We start from the raw sequence: 21,268 nt of genomic DNA on the forward strand, positions 1-21,268 counted from the left end.
AAAGTCATAAAAATTGGCATGCTGATTTCAAATTCACTCCTATTTTGTTGCTGCATCCTTAGGTCCATGTTTTCACCATAGGCTGGTATATTCAGGTAAACCATCACACCCTTCTCACTAGGATACTGCGCCGAAGCTTTTTTACAGTTGATTATGTTGCTTAAAAACCCATCCCTTAGCCTGCCCTCAGAGGGGAATTTGCCTCTGGAAGGGCAAAGCCAATACTCACAAATTAATCAATTTTGTTATAACACCACAAGAATATGTACATCCATACAAGTGTTTTTAACTTAACATAACTATTGCACTACTTTACTTTTATAAAAGATTTACCAGTGAGGAAGAACAAGTAAGAAGAAAGCAGGGATAATGCCTGCTAAAGATGTATTGTAACTGGAAGAGAAAAGGCTATAGCTTCAGCTGAATTTATAGCTAGAAAGACTATGCCATGGGATTGTTTTTTACAATAGATCAGTATGCCGGGATGGCTGTTACTTTAGGGTCAGGTGCTACTCTGAGGCCGTGCTGCTCCGGGTAGATTACCAGAAAATTGTGGACACGGAAGTGCTTTGAAAGCTGCTTCGGCACGTCTGGCAGATAAGAATGATAGGAGATGCTGCCAAGGCGGGCGCTGATGATAACCAGCAAATCATTTTTCACGAGATCTAACTTCAGGGTGTTCAGGTTTCTCCAGTCGTCAAACACCTCATACACCACTTCGGCACTTGCTTTTGCTTCACGCAGGGCTTTTTCGATCCGGCGGTGGGTATTTTCCCTGCCGTAAAAAGTAAGTGGGCCACTTGTCTGTTTCACCAGGGTATGGATGCTATCTATCCAGCACGGGAAGCCGGGCTCGTACTCAGCCCGGGGTGGTACCACCACCTTAATACTGGCGATGGTGCTTACCGGCTGCACGAGCTTCGCCACGAATATCATCTCCCCTGTCTTCTTAAGTACATTGTCGAGTACACTGCCGAAAATCTTATCTGTTGCTGTGATTTTGGCATTCCAGCTCAGAACCACCTCTGTAATCATTTGGTCTTTGATAGCGCGCAGTATGCCGTTCGTAACATTCAGGTCTACACGCGTGAGCACATCAACAGCTGTCTCAGTGGCAGCAGCATGAAGCTCTGCCTTCTCCAGGTGCTTATTGCTTTCAATTAGCTTCTCCTTGCTCTGGTAATTGTCCTTCACTACAATAAGCGGGTAAATAGGGGCCGCGGTACCAGGCTTCTTTAAGAGCACAGCGAGGTCAATCAGCTGTTCGATGGTATCGGCGTCGGAACTTGCGATGGGAACCAAGATGCGTTGCGGCAACAACGACAGATCCGGCGCCTGCTCATTTTCAAACATGGCCTGCTTTACAGCAGCCTTCTCTGTTACAAAAGAACTGATGATGCAGGTGACCAGTATCATCAGGATGGTCCCGTTCAGCACGTTCTCGTTCAGGAGTTCTATCCGGTAACCGATGAGCACGGCAGCCAAAGTAGCGGCAGCCTGTGCACTGCTAAGCCCAAAAATCAGTTGCCCTTCCGTTTTTGTGAACCCGAAAGCCTTTTCGGTTGCAAATGCCGCCAGCCACTTAGAAACGATGGCTGCTACAATCATGGCTCCAGCCACAATGAGCGCTTCAGGCCCCTCGAACAGCACACGCAGATCCACGAGCATGCCCACCCCAATCAGGAAGAAAGGGATAAACAGGGCATTGCCCACAAACTCAATGCGGTTCATGAGCGGTGAAGTGTGCGGAATAAGCGGGTTCAGCGCAAGCCCTGCAAGGAAGGCCCCGATGATAGGCTCTACACCTGCTATCTCGGCAAGGAAGGCAGCCAGGAACACCATGGCCAGCACGAAAATGTAATGCGCCACGCCATCTGTTTCATAGTTTTTAAAGAACCAACGCGTTATGCGCGGGAATACCCAGAGCACGATAAAAGAGAAAATGGCAAGCGAAATACCCAGCCTTATCCAGAACTGGCTGTTCAACTCACCTGAACTTGCGCCTGTTATAACGGCTAATACCAAGAGAGCGGCTGTATCGGTGATAATAGTACCCCCTACCGTTATGTTGACAGCCTTGTTTTTGGTGATGCCCAGGCGGCTGGCAATGGGGTAAGCCAGCAGCGTATGGGAAGCAAACATACTGGCCAGCAGGATAGAAGACATCAGGCCGAAACCCAGCAGGTAATAAGACATGACTGTCCCCAGTAGCATCGGAACCACAAAAGTGATGGCACCAAAGGCCATGCTCTTGTTCCTGTTCTTCTTAAAGTCGTTCATGTCGATCTCAAGGCCTGCCAGGAACATGATGTATAGCAGCCCTACGGTGCCAAAAAGCACAATGCCCTCATCGCGCATAAGTATATTAAAGCCATTAGGACCTACGGCAACACCGGCTAATATCAGTCCGATGATGCTCGGGATCTTAATCCTTTGCAGCACAACGGGTGCAAGCAGGATGATAAAGAGCACCAGGGAGAAAATCAGTACCGGGTCATGGATTGGAAAGTATCCTGGAAAAAGCTGCTCAAGATTGGTATTCATATTTTATAATATTTATATTCTAATGGAACCAATACAATTTTTTGGCGCTAATTCTCTTACCACCTAGCCTGATTTAAGTTTCTGGAAAAGAAGATTATAAACCAAAAAAAGCCTGTAGCTAGGTGCTACAGGCTTTTTTTAAGTATTAATACGTATAGGCTGTCCGTTAAAGCCCTTAAAGTATGCCATAAATTAAATAGTTTTATTATACAATTTATTTAGCTTATGAAAAGAGATTGCTCCTGCCCCGGCTTTTCATAAAGACTAAGAGATCAATAGGCAGGTGCTGCCGATATGCGTGGGTCTATTGAATTATCTATACCGCGCTGCTCCGGGTAAATTATCACGAAGTTATACCTATCAAAGTGCTTTGACAGTTGCTTCGGCACATTCGGTAAGTACGAATCGTAGGAAACACTGCCCTGACGGGCACTGACTATAACCAGCAGGTCGTCCACCACGATTTCGCGCCCTAAAATGAGAAAATCCTCCCAGTCTTCGAAGAGGTTAAACTTTACCGGCACACTTGCCTTTGCCTCTATAAACACCTGCTCAATACGCTTGCTGGTATGGTCTGTGGCATAGAAGGTGATGGGTGCGCTGGTTTGCTTGGCAATTGTTTTAACGGAGTGTACCCAATGCACAAAGCCCATTTCAAACTCTGCTCTTGGCGGCACCACTACCTTCATATTTTTTATGGTATTTACAGGCTGTATGAGCTTTGCCACAAAGATCATTTCGCCTGTCCGGCGTAGCAGGTTATCCAGTACTCCCCCAAAAATTTTGTCTTTAGCCGTTATCTTGGCGTTCCATCCAATTACCACTTCCGTGATCATGCGGTCTTTTATAGCCCTGATGATGCCGTTTGTCACGCTCAGGTCCACGCGCGTGAGCACTGCTACGTCTGTGGCGGTGGCGGCGGCATGGTGCTTCGCTTTCTCCAGCAGCTTATTGCTCTCAATCAGCTTTTCCTTGCTTTGCTGATCGTCTTTGATAACCATGAGCGGATAAATAGGCTCTACTGATTTTGGATTCTTCAACAGCACCGCCAGGTCAATAAGCTGCTCCAGCGTGTCGGCATTGGCAATAGGCACCAAAATGCGCTCCGGTATTTCTGACAGGTCCGGGGCCTGCTCGTTGTCTACAATCGCCTGCTTTACAGCAGCCTTCTCTGTTACCACAGAACTGATGATGCAGGTGACCAGTATCATCAGGATAGTCCCGTTCAGCACGTTCTCGTTCAGGAGCTCTATCCGGTAACCGATGAGCACGGCAGCCAAAGTAGCGGCAGCCTGTGCATTGCTGAGGCCGAACATCAGCTGCCCCTCTGTTTTAGTAAACCGGAAGGCTTTCTGCGAAATAAAAGCGGCCATCCATTTAGAAGAAGTTGCCACCACAATCATGGCACCTGCCACTATAAGCGCCTCAGGCCCCCGAAACAACACCCGCAGATCCACGAGCATACCCACTCCAATCAGAAAGAAAGGGATAAACAGGGCATTGCCCACAAACTCAATACGGTTCATGAGCGGTGAAGTGTGCGGAATAAGCGGGTTCAGCGCAAGCCCTGCAAGGAAGGCCCCGATGATAGGTTCTACGCCTGCTATCTCGGCAAGGAAGGCTGACAAAAACACCATGGCCAGCACGAAAATATAATGCGCTACGCCATCTGTTTCATAGTTCTTAAAGAACCAACGCGTTATGCGCGGGAATACCCAGAGCACGATAAAAGAGAAAATGGCAAGCGAAATACCTAGCCTTATCCAGAACTGGCTGTTCAACTCACCTGAACTTGCGCCTGTTATAACGGCTAATACCAAGAGAGCGGCTGTATCGGTGATAATAGTACCCCCTACCGTTATGTTGACAGCCTTGTTTTTGGTGATGCCCAGGCGGCTGGCGATGGGGTATGCCAGGAGCGTGTGCGAGGCAAACATACTGGCCAGCAGTATAGACGACATCAGGCCAAATTCCAGCAAGTAATAAGATACAGCGGTACCCAGTACCATGGGTATAGAAAAGGTAAGGGCCCCGAAAATCATGCTCTTGTTCCTGTTCTTCTTAAAATCGTTCATGTCGATCTCAAGCCCTGCCAGGAACATGATATAGAGCAGCCCTACTGTACCGAACAAGATGATGCCCTGGTCGCGCAATAGGATGTTGAAGCCATTGGGGCCTACAGCAACACCAGCTAATATTAATCCGATGATACTTGGGATCTTGATCCGGTTTAGGATGACGGGTGCCAGTAGAATAATGAAAAGCACCAGGGAGAAAATCAGTACCGGGTCATGAACAGGAAAATATTGCGGAAAGAAGTTTTGTAAGTTTATATCCATGTTTTGGGTTTGCTGAAAATTTGCCAAACCCCTAAGATACGTAATTTTTACTTAAGGCTTTGCCAGGTTCCTTTACAGCCTGGCCACTTGTAGGTTTTTTCAAAGAATATGCTGTTATAAATAAAAAGCCCGTGACAAGGTGCCACAGGCTCTTTATTTATGTATAAATGTTCTTATGCTTAAGCTAACTTCTCTAAAATGCTTTTGAAGTTAACGGCTTTGTCAATGTAGTTTCGCAGCTCACTGATTGGCATACGCACCTGCTCGCGGCTGTCGCGGTCACGAACAGTCACGGTGTCGTCCTCCAGCGTCTGGTGGTCGATGGCGATACAGAACGGCGTACCTATCAGGTCCTGGCGGGTATAGCGCTTACCAATGCTGTCGCGCTCTTCGTATATCATGTTGAAGTCATACTTCAACGCATCAAATACCTCGGATGCTTTCTCCGGCAAACCGTCTTTCTTTGTAAGTGGCAGGATAGCTGCTTTTACAGGAGCCAGTGCCGGGTGCAGTTTCAGGAACGTGCGGGACTTGGTGCTATCGCCTTCGGTAATATCCTCTTCCTGGTACGCATTGCACAGCGTCATCAGGAACAGGCGGTCTGCACCGGCAGATGTTTCGATCACGTAGGGCACGTAATTGCCGTACGGCTTGCCTTCCTCATTCAAATCGTTGTCGAAGTACTGCATTTTCTTGCGGCTCAGTTCCTGGTGCTGCGTCAGGTCAAAGTCGGTGCGCGAGTGGATACCCTCTATCTCTTTGAAGCCGAACGGGAATTTGAACTCGATGTCCACGGCAGCGTTCGCGTAGTGGGCCAGTTTGTCGTGGTCGTGGTAGCGCAGGTTCTCTGCTGGTATGCCGATGGCCTCGTGCCACTTCTTACGCGTCTCTTTCCACTGCTCGTACCATTCCATCTCAGTGCCAGGGCGCACAAAGAACTGCATCTCCATCTGCTCAAACTCGCGCATACGGAAGATGAACTGGCGGGCCACAATCTCGTTACGGAAGGCTTTACCGATTTGTGCAATACCGAAAGGTATCTTCATACGGCCTGTCTTCTGCACGTTTAGGAAGTTTACGAAAATACCCTGCGCTGTTTCAGGACGCAGGTAAATCGTACTTGACTCTTCCGCCACAGAACCAACCTGTGTCGAGAACATCAGGTTAAACTGGCGTACTTCTGTCCAGTTGGCCGTGCCGGAAACCGGGCACTTGATATCTTCACGGATAATCAGTTCACGCACGCCATCCAGATCTTCCGCCTCCAGCAGCTTGCCCATTTCGGCTGTCAGCACTTTGCCTCTTTCCGGATCACCGGCGTTTTCGTACTCCGCTGCCTTCTCCTCTATCAGCACATCGGCACGGTAACGCTTCTTCGAGTCTTTGTTGTCGATCATCGGGTCGTTGAAGCTGTCGATGTGGCCGGAGGCTTTCCAGGTAAGGGGGTGCATGAAAATGGCCGCATCCAGACCAACCACATTCTGGTTCAGTTGCGTCATGCATTTCCACCACAAGCTCTTGATGTTGTTTTTCAGCTCCACGCCCATCTGGCCGTAGTCATACACGGCTTGCAGGCCATCATAAATCTCGCTCGAAGGGAATATAAAGCCATACTCCTTCGCGTGTGAGATAATATCTTTTAACTGTGCGTTTTCTACTGGGTTTTTCTCTTGTGTTGCCATGGCGCAAAGATAGCTTTTTAGCTTTTGATAATGCCACAGATGGTTTACACTTTTTCATGATGATGCCTTATCTGTGCAGATCTTGCCCCTGCACCTGCTTTTGCTTTGTGCCTCAGAGGCTTTCAGGGCCTGTTTAAGCCTTGTGTTAACAATTTCTTAACATAGGCCTTCCCTCCCTCTCTTCATTTTGAAGTAACTTGCGGCGTTTAATAATTCTCACCAAGTTTTTAAAAGATGGCTAAAACAAAAAAAGGGAAAAAGCATGTTGCTCCTATTAAGCCGTACAAATTCAGAAGGCGGTATAGCCAACTCGACATCTACATCCGCAAGGAGAAGAACTTCCTTTACTTTATTGCTTTTTCGCTTATCCTGGCCGGTTTAGTTTATCCGTACGCCTCTATTGCCATGTGGGTGGGCTTTGCCTTTGCCGGCTACTCTGCCATCGCCAACGACAGTATCCAGACCATCGGAACGTTCATCGTATCAAACGAAGACAAGAAATGGTACTGGCAGTGGCTGTTTATGGGCACTATCTTCTTAGGCACCGTTTTCTACAGCTGGTATGTCTTTAATGGGGATGTGACGTACCAACGCCTCTCTTCGAAGGGCTTTGACCAGACCATCGACAACTTTGTTTACCTGCAGTTGGCTGCTCCGATTGTGCTGTTGCTACTTACCCGCTTCCGTATTCCGGTGTCTACCACTTTCATGCTGTTAAGTGTGTTTACCGTGAGTTCCGGCGCCATCATCAGTATGGTTAGTAAGAGTTTGATGGGCTATGTAGCGGCCTTTGTAGCGGCGTTTATCATTTACATCGTGATGACGAATGTCATCAAAAAAATGGTGAAGGGTGAGGCCCATGGCTCCTGGGTCATTGCGCAATGGGTCATCAGTGGTTTCCTGTGGCACACGTGGCTCGCGCAGGATCTGGCCAACGTAGCTGTTTACCTGCCCCGTCAGTTAAGTGTTTGGGAGTTTGCCGCTTTTGCTGGTTTTATTTTCCTGGGCCTGGGATTTATGTTCTTCAGGCGTGGTGAGCGCATTCAGAATATCATCAACGAGAAATCTGATGTGCGCGACGTGCGCAGTGCGACCATCATCGATCTGATTTATTCTATTATCCTGTACTATTTCAAAGAAGTAAATAATATCCCGATGAGTACAACCTGGGTCTTCGTGGGGCTGCTGGCCGGACGCGAATTGGGGATGCGCCTGCGCAACCAGGACAGTTCCGCGAAGCTGGGAAGGACCTTTAGCCTGATTGGTAAAGATATTCTCTCTGTTACCATTGGTTTAGTTATCTCCGTTATACTAGCCATAGCTATCAACCCTGTTATTCAGCAGGAGCTCGTGAATTTCTTCTTTGAATAGGCGGTATTCTCTGTAGCAAAAGAAAAGGCCTGGTTCACGCCAGGCCTTTTCTTTTGCCCTTCCTTTTGCAGTGTCTCTCCTGTGGAGTACTTCGCCTTCTCATCCCCGGCTGAAGTTCAGGATATGGCTTACTGTACCTGCTTGAGCCACTTTTTGATTACTTTTCCACTGTAGGCTTAGCTTGTTTTCCACCCGTTCCACCTCCTGCTATTTTCGTCCTCCTGCCGTGGCTGTAGGGTTGTCCATAAAAAAAGCCCCGGCAGGATGTGCTGCCGGGGCTTTCTGAATATGCTTATATCAGGCTATTTTTCTGGCCAGACTACTTCCAGGTTGTCATTGATGAATACCCCAAAGTTGATGGCTATTAATTGGTCTTCGTCGAAGTACAGGTCTATCATTTCTTTTTCAAAAGAAATACGGGTTTCGCCTGTCTCTGCTTCTTCCTCTTCAGGACCGGTGATGTCGTTATCTGCAAAGAGTTGCATAACCTGTTCTTTGCTCATCTCAAACACGCGCTCGCCCCAAATCTGCACTTCACGGTTTGCCGTCTCGATACAGCTTAAGCGGTAGTCGTCTTCTTTGTCGAAGTACAAGGAGTAGCCTTCTTCCCAGTAGTTCCAGGCCTGATGCTCGAACTCATCTTCTTCATCAGACTCTTCTACTTCTTCCGGCTCGCCAATCAGCTCTTCTACTTCTTCCATTGTCAGGCCAAACTTGATCTTGCCAAGCCCTTTGCCTAACCTGATGTCTTTGTTGATCATTGTCAATTTAAGTTTATATGTGCAAAGATACGCGAATTACTTTTTTAAAGGTTTATCTTTTTTTACAGAATTTTCCTGTGGTGGCTCTTCATACGTAGTTCTAAAGTGCTGGCTCATTAGCTGATACCTTTCGTTCTGCTTTGCCTGGTCCCATTTCTCTTTGAATACTGCCGCTGATGCCGCTTTTACCGGATCCGGCTCCTGCGGCAATTGCTGTCTGCCGTGTGCTCCGCTCTGTCCTTTTTTATCTTCTGGAACAGGCCCGTCGTACTTCTTGCCCGACTTATGGTTGGCGTAGCGCCGGCTGCGCGTATAGCCCATTTGCAGAAACTTTCGTGCCATGTCGGCCCCTACAAAATCATCCTGCTGCAGATACGCTTCAAACAATTGATATATCTTTTCAGATGATTCCTTTGCTATCTCAGGTGTTCTGAAGCGCCAGTGCGGGAGAATTTCCGACTTGTAAGGCTCTACCAACAGCACGCCCTGCTCTCCTTTGCCAATGCGGTACAGCTCCGGCCTTTCCCTAAAGTTGATACTGGCAAAATCAAGGTCGTAATTAAAACCTTTTCTCGTTTTCGCTGCTGCTGTCGACATAGGATGTTGCCTGCAATGGTACCGTTTGGTGTATCGGGTACTGTTCCGGGTATATGATGATGAAACTGTTCTCCTTGTAGTTTTTAGACAGCACCCTTGGCACCACGTCTAAATCGTTGTTATAGGATATGGTTTCCTTACGGGCTGATACCACCACCACCATATCATCGGCGTTCAGCTCGTATGTCATGTCTGTGAACTCCTTGAAGCTTGTGTAAGGTGCATACGTGGCGTCTACTGAGGGCTTGGAGCTTGTTACTGCCTCCTTAATCTTGTTCTGCGCCCTCTTCCTTGACCTGAACACCAGCTTTGCCCCTAACTGCTGCGACAGAAGCTTGACTGCGCGTATCCATCTATAAAAGCCCCGCTCTACTTCTGCATTGTTCGGGACAATCACCACAATGCGCTCTATTGTGTTCAGCGGCTGAATGATTTTACACACCAGAATCATTTCTTCGGTATTCTGAAGCAGGTTGTCTAGTATGGTTCCGAATATCCTGTCCCTGGTTGTTATCTTCCCGTTCCACCCTAACACAACCTCTGTGATCATGAGCTCCTTTATGGCCCTTAGTATACCACTTGCTATGTTGATGTCTATTTTCGAAACCAGCTGCACGTCGTTGTCTGTGGCGGCGGCATGTTTAATGGCTTCCTGCAGCATTTTGTTTTTGCGGTAGATTTCCTCCCCGGCATGCTCGTTGTCTATTACCACAGCCAGCGGATAAATAGGCTCATGGTATTCCGGGTTTTTCAGCATGATAGAAAGGTCTATCAGCTTCTCGATATTTGTGGGGTTGGCAATCGGCACCAGTATCCGGTCTGGCTTGTCACTCAGGTCCGGCTTTCTCCTGCTTTCCATAATAGCCAGCTTCCTTCCTGCTTTCTCTGTTATAAACGAGCTTACTAGGCAAGTTACCAGTATCAGTACTATGGTGCCATTGAGGGCGTCCTCGTTAATGATACCAAGATCAAAGCCTACCAGCACTACAGCCAGTGTGGCAGCCGCGTGTGCACTACTCAAACCAAAGATCAGGTTGCGCTGCAATATGGAGTAGTTGAATACCTTCTGAGTGACAAACGCTGCGATGTATTTTGTGACAATGGCAATCACTACGATGGTTCCGGCAATGATGAGCGCCTCCGGCCCCCTAAACAAAACACTCAGGTCAACGAGCATGCCCACGCTTATCAGGAAAAACGGGATAAAGATATTGTTCCCCACAAACTCTATCCTGTTCATCAAGGCTGAAGTGTGCGGGATTAACTGGTTTAGTGCCAGGCCCGCCAGAAACGCCCCTATAATGGCTTCTACTCCTGCCAGCTCTGCCAATACTGCCGCTGCAAACACTACGGTCAGCACAAATATAAACTGTGCCCCCTTCTCGCTCTCAACCTGCTTGAAAAACCATTTAGCTATGCGCGGAAACACAAAAGCTACGATGGCTACAAAGATGCTCATCGACACGGCCAGCTGAATCCAGTACATCGCATCAAGGTCTCCCTGCGTCGATCCGGAAACGATAGCCAGTACCAGTAACACGGCAGTATCTGTTACTATTGTACCTCCTATCGTTATGGTTACTGCTTCATTTTTACTTAACCCCAGCCTGCTGGCTATGGGGTATGCGATGAGCGTATGGGAGGAGAACATACTCGACAGCAGCACAGCCGACAAGAAATTATACTCCATTATATAATGGAATACCAGCGTACCCACGGTTATCGGTATAAAGAACGTGAACATGCCGAATATCACACTTCTCTTCCTGCTCTTCTTGAAGTCTATCATGTCTATTTCGAGCCCTGCCAGAAACATGATGTACAGTATGCCTACAGTTCCAAACAAGACAATGCTGGCATCCCGCTGTAGTATGTTCAATCCGTTCGGGCCTACTATCACACCCGCCAGAATCATCCCTACTATGCCCGGCACTTTTATCCTGTTCAGGATAATTGGTGCTACTAATATGATTAGCAGCACCAGCGTGAATATGAGTACTGGGTCTTTGAAGGGTAATGTGAGATCTATATTAAGAAGCATACTTGTTTTTCTTTCTTTGGCGTATCTGCCTTAAATATACCGTTTTTTTCTCTTGTATAGTTTTCGTGTTACGCTTCAGCTCCCTTACACAGAGTCTTTTTTCACCTTTCCACAACTCTTAACACCTAATAACTTTTATAAAATGTTTTATCTTAAATATCTTTCTTTCATTATAAGGTGTGTTTATAAGTGGACAACTTTACTCAATTATGTTTACTGCCTATAACTTGTTTACAGTTCTCTTCCTTTTCACCAGCACCTGTTCAGATCTGTGGATTTTATATTTTTCTGTTTCAGTTGTTTAGCCTGCTTATCCACTTTCTCCTCTTTTTTGTGTATTTCTTTTTACACACTAAACAAATACGTGGAAAGTGTACGATTACACAGTGACTTGTACACCTTAATCCACTTTTTGGTCCTTACACACCTGTGTTTTCACCCTTACACTTTGGGGTGTGTAAGTTGTCCTGCGGTTTACCCACGTTTATCCACACATATTCCACCCCTTCTGTGGATTACTCTTTTTTGTTTCTTCTTCTAGTTTTCTCTTGTCAGGAAGGCTCATTATTGTACGCCTATTTTTGAAACTGTGCGTGTGTACTATTATTATACAGGTGTAAATTATCGGAGAGATTACACCTGCACTTCAGATCATCGTGCTGTGTAAGTAGCAGACTTCGTACACTTACACTTTTTATTTCTAAACTTAGATAAGGCTGAACTATGGGTTAGTTGATCTGCGGGGTGTCAGTTATAGAGGAAGCAGGAGTAGATGAGTTGTTAGAATGGTATAGCAGTAGCCGCATTCAAAACATATCCAGGAGCAACCTGAAATCTTGTTTTTGCCTCCTGCCATTAAGTGGTTAAGTTCAGAATTTGATAGCAGATGATGACGGAGGTGCAGTTGCAGATGGGGTATGCCAATACGAACAATGGTGATGCAACTGGCAACTTTTATGTTTCGATTTGCTTACCGGTAAGTGTTGCTGCAGTTGGTATAGTCAGAGTAAAATGGCTACAGAAAATTTGCGGTAGAATGACTGTAGCCTCAGGAGTCAAAAGTAATTTAAGCCCGTCGCTGAAGGAATGAAAGGAGGGAAGAGTTGAAAGTAATTGTGCTATTGTAGCTTCTTTTTATTTCATTATCATCCGGTGCCATAAAAAAAAGGGAGACCGTTTGGCCTCCCTTTCTTATCAAATTTAAGTTTTTTAAAATTCTAATAGTATGTCTTCTCTTTCCCAATTGGCGCGGATATCTACGGCATCAGGTAAGACATATACTTTTTCCGGTTCCCTTTCAAAATTAGGATCTCCCTTTTCCCAAATTCCGTTGTTATTCTCGTCTACCAGTACCCTTAGTCTGTAAGCGCCTGGTTCGAGATTTCGAAATCGGAAGCTCTTACTATCCCGGATTTCCTCCACAACTTTATACTCGCTGTTAAGCAGCTGTATGATAAAGGAAGAATAATCAGTAACGGCTGTTCCACTTAATATACCTGTACCACGCGCCTCTGCGATGGTAATGTTTAGAGGCTGGAAGCTTAAAGAATCTCCTGTTAAGGGTATGATAGCAGTACTGTCTAACACCACGGCTACCTGTTTGATGCGTTCATTAATTTCTGGTAAAGTAAAGCTGACTTCAGTGTTTGTTCTGTCAAGACTCACCTGCTCCCGTGTCAGTTGGTGCAGCACCGTTGTGTCTGCCATCAACGTGATAGGGGTGTCGCCGGTAATGCGTACAGGGGTCTCTACTTCCAGTGTTACCTGTTGGCCAACTCTGAAGCTACTTTTTGGTTTGCCGTTGATAACTTTTAATTGTGCGCCTCTTACACGCTGTGCTCTTCTGCCTTCAAAAGCTATTACAATTGTATCTATGGCTATATTACCGGAAGAATCAACAGCCGTCAGCACTGTTTGTCCACCATCAAATTCTGGAGTTTTAAACACTTCTACTGCTTTTCCATCGGCGCCAATTCTATGCACCAGGCTGTCTGTACCAGCTGCAACCGGACTTGCGGTGAAGCTTTGGATACCTTCGTTATAGTTGGCTATAAAACGGTCAGTGTATCTTTCCCGCTGAAGTAGAATCGGCTTCTTTGTATCAAAGCGAACAGTCTGCAGGTTGATAGAATCTGTGCCGGGCATTATCCGGAGGGGGGCAGGCAGGTAAGCGATCTTCTCTTCTTCTGTATCGTAAAAAGTGTTGTTGTTTTTATCTACTAAAGCATACACCCGATAATTGCCTTCCTTTATATTTTCAATCTCATAATTGCCTGCATCATCTGTTGTGGTTAAATAGTAGGGCCTGTTCTTCCGGATACTCAGCGTATCCTCTGCCTGGTACAAAGCCACTACAGCGCCCTTCTCCGGCGTCTGCTTAAGCAGGTCCACTACTTTACCACTTACACTGCTGGAGTCAATAAATGAGCCGGTGCTAAAAGCTAATTTAAGGTTCTGAGCCTTGTTTTGCTCTGTTATATCCACAATGCCTTCTCTGAAGTTGAAGGTAAAGGTGGTGCTATCCTGTAGCTGGTTCTCAAACTCCAGCGTCATTACATTGCGGTTGCTTTTAACCTGGTATTTGTTGTTGATGTTTGGCGTTACCAGCAATTCCTTCGTCAGGTTTTTTTGCTGCACTTCTTCATCAAAAACCAATTCAATTGTTTTTGTATTTACATTCAGCTGCTGGTCTCTCGGGTTACTTTCAATTAGTGTTGGCGATTCAAGATCTTTCGGGCCTCCTTCGGGTGCGCTCATGGTGGCGCAGGAGGCCAAACCTGCTACCATGCCTGATAAAATAAGTGCTGTCTTTAATTTCATTTGGGTGTTTTGTCTCAAATCAAAATAGGCAAACTCTCGCTTGCCTATCCAGATATCACACGTTATATAATGTGTTTTATTTTCTTTTAGCTACAAAAATTAAGCTTGAATAATCGTTTCCGTTCTTTTCAGCATAGCTGTTCGATTTGTAGCCATTCAGCACGCTGCTGATCATTTTATTTTTGCCTTCCTTGTGCTTTTCGCTGAGCATGCTCACGTAGTAGGCGTCAAACTTCATCGGCAGCACTTCCGCCAGTACCATCTTATGCTTTTTCAGGAAGCGCTTCATCGTGGGCTGCGTGAAATGGTACAGGTGGCGCGGCACGTCATAGGCTGCCCAATCGGCCTTGTACTCCTTTGCATCATGTGAGTCGGCGTTGGGTACGGCTATAATTAAGGTGCCGTCTTCCTGCAGGCTTTCCAGCAGCTGGCTGATGGTTTCGTTGAGGGTATGGATATGCTCCAGCACGTGCCAGAGCGTTATTACCTCGAACTTTTCCCCTTGTATATCCTGCAGGCTCTTTGCAATCAGTTCACCTGTTTCTGTTGCTGCCGCCTCTCTTGCCCTGTCGTTCGGCTCTACTCCTCTTACTTCCCAGCCGTCTTTTTTGCAGGCGCTCAGGAACACTCCTGTACCGCAGCCATAATCCAGAACGCTTCCTTTTGCAGGCGAATGCCTGTTGATAAGCTCTACCTTTTGCTTGGTGGTAATAGAGCGCACCACATGGTACGCTCTGTTGATAATTCCACTTTTTGTGTTGCTGTGGGAGATATATTCCTCTGATTCATAGTACTGGCCTATGCTTTCAGTATCGGGTCTTGGATTTGTGAATTTGAAAGAACAGTTCTCACATTCCACAATAACGAAGCTCTCCTTTGATACAGCGTTGTCTGTTACTACTAAAAAATTTTTAAATTCTTCCTTGCCGCAGATCGGGCATTGTTCCAGTCTTTCGTAGCTCATTTATTTACCCAGGTATACCATTAGTACTGAAATGTCAGCTGGCGTAACGCCACTGATTCTGGAGGCTTGCCCGATTGTCTCCGGGTTTACCTTCAGCAGTTTTTCTTTTGCCTCAGCTGATAAGGCAGGTATGTTACGGTAATCTATTCTCTCTTTGATGATGTAGTTTTCAAGTTCGCTCATTTTGGCGGCCATGCTATACTCTTTCTCAATATAGCTCTCATACTTTACCTGTATGCCTGCCTGCTCCACGCTGTCTTCTCTGAACTTGCTCAAGTATTCTGCCACCGATGGTACTGCCGCTGCGATGTGCTCTATCTCTACATTCGGACGCTTAATGAGCTGACCGGCTCGCTGCTTTTCTGTGATGGGAGCCGAGCCTAAACTTTCCAGCATCATGTTGATATCTCCCGGCTCGATCGGCTTATTATTTAAGTAAGCGATGATTTCACCTGTTTCCTCGATCTTCTTATCCACAGCTTTTTTACGAGATTCATCCGCTAAGCCTAGCTCATAGCCAAGCTTCGTTAAACGGATATCAGCGTTATCCTGGCGCAGCAGGATGCGGTGCTCAGCACGTGAGGTGAACATGCGGTAAGGCTCATTGGTGCCTTTGTTTACCAGGTCATCAATCAACACTCCGATATAAGCTTCTGAACGTTTCAGCACGAATGGCGCTTTTTCGTTTATCTTGTTATGGGCATTTATACCCGCCATTAATCCCTGGCATGCGGCCTCTTCGTAACCGGTGGTTCCATTTATCTGGCCGGCAAAGTACAGGTTCTCTACCAGCTTTGTTTCCAGCGTCAGGTTAAGCTGCGTTGGCGGGAAAAAATCGTACTCGATGGCATAGCCAGGGCGGAACATTTTAGCGTTCTCAAATCCTTCAATTTTGCGCAGAGCTTTTAGCTGCACATCTTCCGGCAGGGAACTGGAGAATCCATTCACGTATACTTCCACTGTGCTCCATCCCTCTGGTTCAACAAAAATCTGGTGACGGTCGCGGTCTGCAAAGCGATTGATTTTATCTTCAATGGATGGGCAATAGCGCGGTCCCAATCCCTGGATACGGCCCTGGAACATTGGCGATTTCTCAAATCCCGTTTTCAGAATTTCGTGTACCTCTGGATTGGTGTAGGTGATATAGCAGCTGCGTTGTTGTGGCAGTGGCTCTGTGTTGGTATAAGAAAACTTTGATGGCTTCTCGTCTCCGAACTGCTCTTCCATTCTGCTGTAGTCTAGTGAGCGGCCATCTACACGCGGAGGTGTACCGGTCTTCATGCGGCCAGCTTCAAAGCCAAGTTCAACGAGTTGCTCGGTAATGCCTTTGGCCGATTTTTCAGCGGCACGCCCCCCTCCTAGTTGCTTTTCTCCGATGTGGATAATACCATTCAAAAACGTGCCATTGGTTAATACAACGGCCTTTCCACGTATAGTTATCCCCAGGCTTGTGCGCACACCGGCTGCTCTACCATCTTCTACTTCTATGCCTGTTATCATCTCTTGCCAGAAGTCGATGTTCTCTGTTTGCTCCAGAGACAAACGCCAGGCTTCTGCAAAACGCATGCGGTCACTTTGCGCGCGCGGGCTCCACATGGCCGGGCCTTTTGATTTGTTAAGCATGCGAAACTGGATCATGGTCTGGTCGGTGATGATACCGCTCATACCACCCAGTGCATCCACCTCGCGAACAATCTGGCCTTTGGCCACACCGCCCATGGCAGGGTTACAAGACATTTGTGCAATGGTGTTCATGTTCATAGTTGCTAACAGCACCTTTGAACCCATCTTGGCTGCAGCGGCAGCGGCTTCGCAGCCTGCGTGCCCAGCGCCAACAACAATGATATCGTATTCTGGAAACATGTATTCTGATTTTTAGGGATGTTTCACGTGAAACATCTGCAGGAGGTTGGTAATTCCTTTTTGCGATTAAAATTTACGCAAAGATAAGGAAGAATCTTCTTGTTTGCGCATAAGTCCTTCTTCCTCTTCAGTCTTATCTCTGAAGCCAAGCAGGTGAAGTACGCCGTGAATGATGACCCGGTGAAGTTCATCATCAAAAGAAATGCCTAACTCAACGGAGTTGTCGCGCACCCGGTCTACGCTTATAAAAATATCACCTTCAATAATGCCCTCTTCGTCGGCATTATTGAAGGTGATGATGTCTGTGAGGGTATCGTGATCAAGGTACTCCACGTTAATCTGGTGGAGGTAATCATCGGAGCAGAAAACGTAGGTGAGGCTACTTAGCTCTTGTCCGTGTTGCTCTATTACTGTTGCGATCCATTCCGAAACCTGGTCTGGGTTTTTTAGCTCAAAATCAATATCCTCGCTAAAAAACTCAATTGGATGTTCCATTCTCTGATGGTATTACATTAAATATCAGCTGTACCTTTTTGCCATTATCAGCAAAGTTTACCTCATCGCAGAGGTTGCGCATTAAGAAGATACCGCGGCCTCCAGGACTTTCAAGGTTCTCGGGAGCTGTAGGATCCGGCAGGTTCTCGTAATCGAAGCCAGGACCTTCATCCTCCACCTCAAAAAACAGTTTATTATCCTCTACCTGTAACGTCAGGTATACGTTTTTGTCTTTGTCAAACTTGTTCCCGTGCCGGATAGCGTTATTTACAGATTCCGTAACAGCAACCATGATGTTGCCATAGATGTCATCTTCAAACTCAAATTCATCTCTTGAGTTGTCAATAAAGCTTTCAATTACTCTGATGTTCTCGATTAGGGAAGGAATCTGAATTTTAACCTGATTCATATTAATCGTTAAGTGTAAATTAGGTGCGTTTATTTACTAATGCTTTGAAAATACTCGTTAACCTTCTGCTTATAATAAGGTGAAAGTGCAGGTGGTATTGTTTTTAGCAGTTCTGTCTGCTTCTCTTTTGCCTTGAAATACTTCTCAAATGATGGCGGCACTTTTCGGTCAGTTTCCTGTGCCGTTTTTGCCTCGCGTTTATTGTCCAATTCCCGCTCCTTTGCCGACTTCTCTGCTTCCAGTAAACGGGTCAGTATTTCCCGCTGTCGCATGATGGTTTGTTCGGTCAAACGTTTATTAACGAGATCAGTCTCGCTTTGTTCCATCATCTTACTTATATTTCCCAGGTCGCCGTTTTGGCCCTTTTCACCGGGTTTTTGGCCTTGCTTCTCTAATTCTTTCAGCGCATTACGGAGAGCCTCCTGCTCAGCAGCCAATTTAGCTAATTCTTCAGAAAGTGCCTTACCCGATTTGCCTCCTTTTTTCAGATCTTCCATTTTTTTGTTCAATTGCTGCTGCATTTCTCCCATATCACCTGGCTTGGGCTTATTTCCTTTTTGCTGGCCAGCCATATTGCCCATCTGCTGCATGGCCTGTTGCATCTGCTTCATGGCATCGTTCAGCATCAGCGCCAGGTTGTTCATGCTCGTCATAGCCAACTGCTGTTGCACATTGCCCTTGCCCACATTTCGGTCGCGAAGCTCCTTCATGCTGTTGTCCATGCTCTCGTTCATGGCGGTTACTTCACGCGTTACGAAAGACTCAATTTGAAATACTTTCTTGGCTAAGGCATAAAGGCTGTCCTCTATTACCTGTGCATTGTCGCGGAGGCTGAGCTGCTGCTGTGAGAGGGTAATAAAGCGCGGGTCAGACTGGTTCACGCCCCGGAACTGCTTCATCAGGTCCTCCTGGTCGAAGGACAGTTTTATCAGGTTCTCGAGGATGTCGCGGAGGTTGTCCAGGTTCTGCTCCATGCCTTCCATGCTCATGCTGTTGCTCATCTGCTCCATCTGCTTGGCCATCTGCTCCATCTTCTCCCCTGCTTTCTTCTGTGACTCAGAGGCTTTTTTGTTCTCCTGCTTCTGTAGTTGCTCCTGTCCCTGCTGCATGTCCTGCTCAATGCTTTCCTGATCCTGTTCCTGCTGCTCCTCGTTCATCTGGTTGGGGTGCTCCATCTTATCATTAAGCTCTTTCAGGTCCTTCATTTGCTCCTTCACATCCTCAAACTCTTCCTGCAGCTCTTTTTGCTCTTCCTGCAGCTGTTGGTTGTCTTCCTGCTGCTGTTCCGTTTTGTCAGCTAATTGCTCCTGCTCTTTGGCCATCTCCTCCAACTTATCCGTGATGTTGTCAAGCTTCTGCTCAAACTGAAGTTGTTTGAACAGCTCTAACGCCCGCTCCAACTCGCGCTCGAGGTTGCGTTCCTTGTTATCCATCTTGCTGAGGAGCTTCTGCAATTCGGTGTCGTTTGGCTGTTGTTGTTGCAGCAGCTTTTCCAGTTCTTCGTAGAGCTTCTTCGTTTCAGGGTCCAGCAGGTCGTTCATGAGCTTCTGCAGTTCCTGTGCTTTCTCCGCTAGTTGCTTATCCGGCTCGTTGAGCATGTTCTGCTTTTTGTTGAGCTGGTCGAACAGTTCTTTCATAGAGGAGATATCCTGCTCCAGTTGCTTTTTCTTCTCCATCAGTTCCTCCAGCTGCTTTTTATCCTGCCAGTTCAGGTCACGCTTGGTCTTCATCTTCTCCTCCGACTTTGCTAGCTCCTGCTTTAGCTGGGTTGCCTTGTTCAATGTTTTGCTCATCTGGCTGGCCACCGACTGTGAGTTGTTATCAAGTTCCTTCTGGAGTTCGCGCTTATCCGGCATTCTCAGTTCAAAGGTGCGGGTGCGGGCGCTCTTAGGGCCATGGATGCCATCATTGTCCCATACCTGCACAAAGTACTCCAGCTTGTCACCCGGCTGCAGGTTGAGCGCAGCTGTGTTCCACTGGTGATAATACGTCTGGCTGAGCTGCTGCGTACTGAGCGGCAGTGCCTGGCTCTTATACTTTGCCTCTGAGTTTTTATCGTTGTTAACGCGGTAGAACAAGGCAAGGCGCGTCAGGCCATAGTCATCCGACACATCGCCGCCCAAAATAGTGTAAGTATACAGCGCCGTGTCCTGGTACTGCTCTATGCTTATTTGCGGGTTGCGGTCCGGAATGGTGGTGATCTGGTAATTGATCTGTTCCTTGTTGCTGCTGTGCTTGTTCTTCAGCTTAATGCTGTAGTTCTGGCTTTGGTTGAACTGCTTGCTGGTGCTAAAGCTGCTGCCATCTTTCCCGGCGGTCAGGGTTTCTTCAGGAGCTTCAAAGGCTAAATTGATGTTATCAGTTTCGGTGGCAGAGAAGTTCCATGTAACGGTGCTGCCTTCGGGTACGTTGGCATTGCCGGTGTTCTGTACCTCCTCCGGCTTCCGCTTCAGGTAGTCCGGGTACTGCACCACCATTCTGAAGTCTTTCAGATTTGGCCTGGAGAGCAGTTGTAAGGTATAGTCATTCGACATAAAGCCGGAGCCTTCCAGTTGAAACTCCACCGGCTTCTGCATCTGCTTAAAAGTGTAGGTGTAGGTGCCGTCAGCTTTGGTATTCAGCTTTTGGCGGCGGCCGTTGTAATTGATGAAGACTTCACTCGGTACGGCTTTGCCCTCTACATCCACCTTCAGCTCAAAGTCCTCCCCCCGGAAAGTTTGCAGCTGATCGTTCTGTACTACAAATCTAAAAGGTGCCAGGGGCTCGTAATGCCTTTTGTAGTTGATGATGCGCTCTGTGCCCTGCACAAAAATAGTAGGATATACCATTGCGATGAGCAAGGCAATAAGTGCGGGTAAGGCCACATACTTCAGCAATGGCCTGTTTTCGCGGTATGTAACGGCATCTTTGAAACGGAAAGAGCCCATCTGGCCGGTGCGCTGCGCGATACTGGCTGCTATCAGTTCGTTGGTGCGGTCCAGGTTCTGTAGCTGGATGGCGTTTAGAAGTTTATCCTTTATCTCCGGGTAATGGGTACCTACCTGCTGCGCGGCCTGTTCGTCGGTGAGTACTTTCTTAAGTTTGGCCAGTGCCGACATGGGTAGTGCGATCCACCGCACAAACACATAGATAACAAAGGCTACAAAAGAGAATAGCAGAAAACCGCGTACCAGCTGCGGGAAGTAAAACATATACTCCAGCAGGCTATATACTATATATATAGACAACAGGAGCCCAACCGCGAAAATGCTACCCCGCAAAAGCATGTTAAGGTAGAATTTCTGCTTGAACTCCTGCAGCTGATGCAGCAACTGATCGAGTGCATCTTTTTCTTTCATGTCGTTTCTCCTTATGGTTTTATCACATGGCGGCTATAGTGGTA

13 protein-coding genes are annotated in these 21,268 nt (G+C 47.0%); 1 reads left to right on the top strand and 12 read right to left on the bottom strand.

Annotated features, from left to right (window positions below; genetic code table 11):
• Positions 1 to 471 precede the first annotated feature (471 nt).
• From DXT99_RS14755 to DXT99_RS14765, 3 genes are all read right to left on the bottom strand, one after another.
• Positions 472 to 2,544 carry a cation:proton antiporter gene (locus DXT99_RS14755; RefSeq protein ID WP_115566340.1) on the bottom strand — a complete coding sequence of 691 codons (2,073 nt, stop codon included), beginning with the start codon at positions 2,542 to 2,544 and terminating at the stop codon, positions 472 to 474.
• 272 nt (positions 2,545 to 2,816) lie between these two features.
• A complete protein-coding gene (locus DXT99_RS14760) occupies positions 2,817 to 4,883 on the bottom strand; it encodes a cation:proton antiporter (RefSeq protein WP_115566341.1) in 2,067 nt (688 codons plus the stop codon).
• A 179-nt stretch (positions 4,884 to 5,062) separates the two neighbouring features.
• The gene (locus DXT99_RS14765; RefSeq protein WP_115566342.1) at positions 5,063 to 6,565 is read right to left on the bottom strand and encodes a glycine--tRNA ligase; all 1,503 of its coding nucleotides are present in this window, start codon (positions 6,563 to 6,565) and stop codon (positions 5,063 to 5,065) included.
• Between the two features lie 234 nt (positions 6,566 to 6,799).
• On the opposite strand from DXT99_RS14765, the gene DXT99_RS14770 reads away from it, so the two are divergent.
• A complete protein-coding gene (locus DXT99_RS14770) occupies positions 6,800 to 7,936 on the top strand; it encodes a hypothetical protein (RefSeq protein ID WP_181885142.1) in 1,137 nt (378 codons plus the stop codon).
• A 302-nt stretch (positions 7,937 to 8,238) separates the two neighbouring features.
• Here DXT99_RS14770 and DXT99_RS14775 read toward each other — a convergent pair whose 3' ends face one another.
• The 9 genes from DXT99_RS14775 to DXT99_RS14820 all read right to left on the bottom strand — a co-directional run bounded on the left by DXT99_RS14775 (position 8,239) and on the right by DXT99_RS14820 (position 21,224).
• Complete coding sequence (locus DXT99_RS14775; RefSeq protein WP_115566343.1) at positions 8,239 to 8,697, bottom strand: hypothetical protein; 459 nt, start codon at positions 8,695 to 8,697, stop codon at positions 8,239 to 8,241.
• Between the two features lie 36 nt (positions 8,698 to 8,733).
• Positions 8,734 to 9,294 (bottom strand): DUF4385 domain-containing protein, encoded by a 561-nt coding sequence (locus DXT99_RS14780; protein WP_115566344.1) that lies wholly within the window; start codon positions 9,292 to 9,294, stop codon positions 8,734 to 8,736.
• Positions 9,257 to 11,335, bottom strand: coding sequence for a cation:proton antiporter (locus DXT99_RS14785; RefSeq protein WP_115566345.1), 2,079 nt, complete (start codon positions 11,333 to 11,335; stop codon positions 9,257 to 9,259). Before DXT99_RS14785 ends, DXT99_RS14780 begins: the two co-directional genes overlap by 38 nt.
• A gap of 1,209 nt (positions 11,336 to 12,544) precedes the next feature.
• On the bottom strand, positions 12,545 to 14,155 hold the full coding sequence (locus DXT99_RS14795) for an Ig-like domain-containing domain (protein WP_115566347.1): 1,611 nt from the start codon (positions 14,153 to 14,155) through the stop codon (positions 12,545 to 12,547).
• A 76-nt stretch (positions 14,156 to 14,231) separates the two neighbouring features.
• Positions 14,232 to 15,119, bottom strand: a complete 888-nt coding sequence (locus tag DXT99_RS14800) for a class I SAM-dependent methyltransferase (RefSeq protein ID WP_115566348.1) — start codon at positions 15,117 to 15,119, stop codon at positions 14,232 to 14,234.
• A complete protein-coding gene (mnmG, locus tag DXT99_RS14805) occupies positions 15,120 to 16,982 on the bottom strand; it encodes a tRNA uridine-5-carboxymethylaminomethyl(34) synthesis enzyme MnmG (protein WP_115566349.1) in 1,863 nt (620 codons plus the stop codon).
• Between the two features lie 66 nt (positions 16,983 to 17,048).
• The gene (gene ybeY, locus DXT99_RS14810; RefSeq protein ID WP_115566350.1) at positions 17,049 to 17,477 is read right to left on the bottom strand and encodes an rRNA maturation RNase YbeY; all 429 of its coding nucleotides are present in this window, start codon (positions 17,475 to 17,477) and stop codon (positions 17,049 to 17,051) included.
• Positions 17,461 to 17,886, bottom strand: a complete 426-nt coding sequence (locus DXT99_RS14815) for an ATP-binding protein (protein ID WP_115566351.1) — start codon at positions 17,884 to 17,886, stop codon at positions 17,461 to 17,463. The genes ybeY and DXT99_RS14815 overlap by 17 nt, the downstream gene beginning before the upstream one ends.
• Positions 17,887 to 17,915: 29 nt before the next feature.
• Positions 17,916 to 21,224 carry a DUF4175 family protein gene (locus DXT99_RS14820; protein ID WP_115566352.1) on the bottom strand — a complete coding sequence of 1,103 codons (3,309 nt, stop codon included), beginning with the start codon at positions 21,222 to 21,224 and terminating at the stop codon, positions 17,916 to 17,918.
• Positions 21,225 to 21,268 lie beyond the last annotated feature (44 nt).

This window comes from Pontibacter diazotrophicus (genome assembly GCF_003367245.1).
GTDB classification, from domain to species: Bacteria; Bacteroidota; Bacteroidia; order Cytophagales; family Hymenobacteraceae; genus Pontibacter; species Pontibacter diazotrophicus.